This window comes from Adlercreutzia sp. ZJ242 (assembly GCF_011038995.1).
Lineage (GTDB): Bacteria > Actinomycetota > Coriobacteriia > Coriobacteriales > Eggerthellaceae > CAAEEV01.
The window spans coordinates 1-3,775 of record NZ_JAAKEE010000085.1 but is presented as its reverse complement, the minus strand read 5'-3'; the positions used below and the strand labels follow the sequence as shown (position 1 = coordinate 3,775).

At 62.1% G+C, this 3,775-nt stretch carries 3 protein-coding genes; all 3 read right to left on the bottom strand.

What is annotated here, in order from left to right; all coding sequences use genetic code 11:
• A partial coding sequence (locus tag G7Y49_RS11775; RefSeq protein WP_206214697.1) for a hypothetical protein occupies positions 1 to 223 on the bottom strand: 223 nt, incomplete at its 3' end.
• Positions 224 to 412: 189 nt separating this feature from the next.
• The gene (locus G7Y49_RS11770) at positions 413 to 1,795 is read right to left on the bottom strand and encodes an ATP-binding protein (protein ID WP_165174047.1); all 1,383 of its coding nucleotides are present in this window, start codon (positions 1,793 to 1,795) and stop codon (positions 413 to 415) included.
• Positions 1,796 to 2,060: 265 nt separating this feature from the next.
• Positions 2,061 to 3,395, bottom strand: coding sequence for a hypothetical protein (locus G7Y49_RS11765; protein WP_206214696.1), 1,335 nt, complete (start codon positions 3,393 to 3,395; stop codon positions 2,061 to 2,063).
• Positions 3,396 to 3,775 lie beyond the last annotated feature (380 nt).

The window sequence follows — 3,775 nt, the reverse complement described above, 5'->3', positions numbered from 1 at the left end:
CGTCATTGACCGTCGTGATCTCGATCGCACCCTCGCCCGCCCACTCATCCAACTCCGCTGGCGTAGTGTTCTTCGTGATCATCCTTCCGTTCTTGGCCGTAGCCGTCTCGCCTGCTGCCCAGGCGCTTTGCGGCAGGGCCGCGCACAGCGCGAGCACGCAGGCTACGAGCAGCGCCGCCAGCCCCAGCGCCAAGAACCCCTTCGCCTTCCGTGTGTTCTCCATTTTCGTGCTCCGTTTTCTGCGCCGACGTGCCAGGCGCACTCGACTCCCCATCAAACGCGTCGACAGCAATCTCCTGCTATCTCTGCTTTCAATATAGGGCGCCTCTGGAGACAAAGCAAGCGTAAACGAATGTTTTTTAGTAATGAACGATCTACATTTATGCGAAATTGAGGAGAAACAGGGCAGGATCTACCATCTCGCGTAGCCCTCCCCTATGCAGAACGCCGCATACAGGGGAAGCTCGCGGATCTCGGTGCCCCGACCCTCGTCTTCCGCTTTTCGACCGAAGTTGCTTTGGGACAGGATGATCGCATAGGGCGCGCCGCTGCGCTCCATGAAAGCGCCCAGCGTCTTCGCCCGCACGTTGCGCGCCGACTTCACCTCAAGGGGAATGACCCTGCCCTGATCGTCTTGGAGGAGGAAGTCGAGCTCGCCTCGCATCCCCCATGAAGCCGGAGGGGTCCAGTAAAACGTCTGCAGGTCGTTCGACGCCAAAGCCTGCATCACCGAGTTCTCAGCCAGCGCACCGCGGAAGTCGGATGACACGGGAAAGCTGGCCGATTCCTCTGCCTCCAGCCACAACAAGGGGTTCACCTTGAGCTTGTAGAACATCAGCCCTGTGTCAGACAGATAGACTTTGAAGAAGCTTCCCTCTTCCTCCCCATAGGGAACGAGCGGCATGCATGTGCTTTCAGTCAAGCTGTTGATGCAGAGCATGCCCGCCTCTGCGAGCCAGTCAAGGGGCTCCATCAGCTTGGATCGACGACCGCCGCGCTCAACTTCGGAATACTTGAATTTCTTCGTCGACGAGCGCATCAGCTGAGCAGGCACGCTGCGCCAAACCTTGCGCGCCGCAAGGGCGTTTATCCCGTTGTCGGGATCGGACATATCGGCAGTATAGGTCTCATCGATCTCTCTTTGCTGAACCCGCACCTCGTCGAGTGATTCCGTCTCAACATAAGACGCCACCGCCTTCGGCATGCCCCCGACAACTTGGTACAGCCGAAAGAGAGAAAGGGCCTCGTCATGGGCCACATAGGGATCAAGGTTGCTCGCATGGGCGCGAATAGCCTCGGCCATCTGGCGCTTTCCCAGAGCCCAGAGGAACTCCTCGAACGTCATGGGGTGCATCGCGATCTGCTTGACCCCGCTCGGAAAGGGGAGCTTTCGATGCCTCGTGGCCACGCCAAGCTGGCTGCCCGTTGCCGCTACGCGCCATCCCGACTCGGAGAAGAACCTCAAGGAGTTGAGAGCCTTCTCGCACAGCTGGACCTCGTCAAAGAAAAGAAAGGCCGTCTCCTTCGAGAGCCTTGTGCGCTTGTAGTCTTCTATGTTGGAGACGATGCGGTCGAGGTCATCCGTCGGGCCGTCGAAGAGGGAGGAAGCGAGCTCGAGATCCGTTTGGAAGTCGATTTTCGCGAACCCCTCTGGAGCCATGCGCCTTCCTACCGTCTCGACAGCAAAAGTCTTGCCCACTCGTCGCGCCCCGCGGACAAGAAGCACTCGCGGGGATGGGTGCGCCGCCCAGCGTTCGATCTCAGTCTCAATGCTGCGCTTCATGATGATCGACATGGCCCCACCTTCTTCGTTCGATATTTCGTGTATCTATAATACACGAAAACGTGAAAATCGTGTATTTAAGATACATGATTTTCACATTAGTATATGACAGAGCCGCCGCCCGGCTACGGGCGGCGGCTCTGCTCTGACGTGCTGTTTCTCGTGCGATGGCGGCCTTGCGGGGCAGCCGCGCTGCCGCTTGGGCCGACCGCGCTGCGCCTCTGGGCCGGCTGAGCGGGGTTGCGCCGTGCCTCTGGGCCGGCTGCGCTACCTCACGTTACCGCGCGCTGCGGCGGCGGAGGGCGGCCACGCCGCACACGACGGCGGCTGCGAGCGCTACGGCGAAGGCCGCGAGAGCAGCCACGGGCACGGGGTCGCCCGTCTGGGCGAGCGCCATGGCGGCGGGCTTCTTCGCGTCAGCGGGCTGGTTGGTCGCAGGCTGGTCGGTCGCGGGGCCGGCAGGCTGGCCGCCGGCATCAGGACCTGCGGGCTGGCCAGGCGCGGCGGGCTGTCCGCCGGGCGCAACGTCCTCGTAGGCGAGCGCATAGGTGGAGAAGCGATCGGTCTCGAAGGTGGCGAGGCCGTCCTTCACCGTGGTGGCAAGCCTCTCCGCCTTGCCGTCGTGGACGCGGACCACGTAGAACGTGCGGCCGTCCTTCACGAGGTCGGCCGGGATGGCGACCGCAAACGTGACGGGCTCGTCGAGCTTGTTGATGGTGCCGATCTCCTTGTCCCCGGCCTTCAGGATGACGGACAGGTCGAGGTACTGGGCGACCTCGCCGTTCTCGGTCACGATGGCTGCGACCTTGTCCTTGTCGCCTGCGGAAACATCCTCGGGCAGGACAGGCGTGGCCTCGACGACCACGTCGATGGTCTGGCCGGCCTGGACCGCCTGCTGGACGGCCTCGTAGGTCTCCGCGTTCACGACGCCCTCCTTGACGAGCTCGGCCTCCGCGGCGGGCTTCCCGATGTCGCCTATCGCAGCCTCGATCACGGAGCTCGCGGTGCTCGCGACGACCTCCTTGGTCGCGGCCTCCTCAGCCGTTTCGACGTTGTCCTCGCCCTCGACGCTCGCGGTCACGTAGGTCGGGTCAGCGGCATCGCACACGGAGCACGTGCCCTCGACGAACTTGTGGTCCTCGGACTCGCCCACCTTCACGTCGCAGACGTCGCAGAGGGCCCAATGAGAAGCCCAGTCAGAACCCCACTTGCCACCCTCGGTCTTGTGGCCTGCGGCGGGAACTACGATGCCTTCCTGCGTTACCTCCTGCGTGCAGGCTTCGTCGCTGTAGTACTTGTCGCAGATCGAGCAATACCAGTAGGCGATATTGCCCGCCTCCGTGCAGGTTGCCTTCTTCTCATCCGTCTTGACGGCACGGTGCGTCGCCGTCACCTGGCCTCCGTTCTCCACGGCCTTGCCGTTGACCGTGATGGCGCCGCCCGTGCTGTTGGTGATCTGCACGCCTTCTGCGACGGCAATGTCCGCAGCATACTGGTAGAACGTCAGGGCGTCTCCCGCCACCGCGCCTTCCACGAGAGCCGTCGCGCCAGCTCCCACCAGATACGACTTAGCCTTCTGCACGACAGGAATGCTGGTTTCGACGTAACCCATCGGGCTGTTGGTGAAGGTCCCTCCGGTAATTTTCACCAATTCCGACACCGTAACACTGCCGGCCTTTCCGACGAGGGCAACAGCGTTCGTCCCCTCGAAACATCCGCCAGCTACATGCACCTGGCCAGCAGTCGCGTCGCTGGTAGATTGTTTTCCTGCCACGATAGGAAAACCAGTAGACCCCACTTCAGCCTGCGAACCAGATGGAAACTTGACCACAGCCGTGCCCCTCGAAACAACACCATAGGTGCCTGCGTTAAACATGCCTCCGTTCACCGTGGTAGTCCCGCTTGTAACACTGATGGCGCTACAGTTGCTCGTGAACATGCCGCCGTTTATGACGGTTTCCACCCCCGCCACGGCGGAGCCGATCACGCCAG

Bases quoted from the DNA above. Each gene is read 5' to 3' on its own strand.
- G7Y49_RS11765 (WP_206214696.1), bottom strand. From the start codon at position 3,395: ATGGGTTACGTCGAAACCAGCATTCCTGTCGTGCAGAAGGCTAAGTCG.
- G7Y49_RS11770 (WP_165174047.1), bottom strand. From the start codon at position 1,795: ATGTCGATCATCATGAAGCGCAGCATTGAGACTGAGATCGAACGCTGG.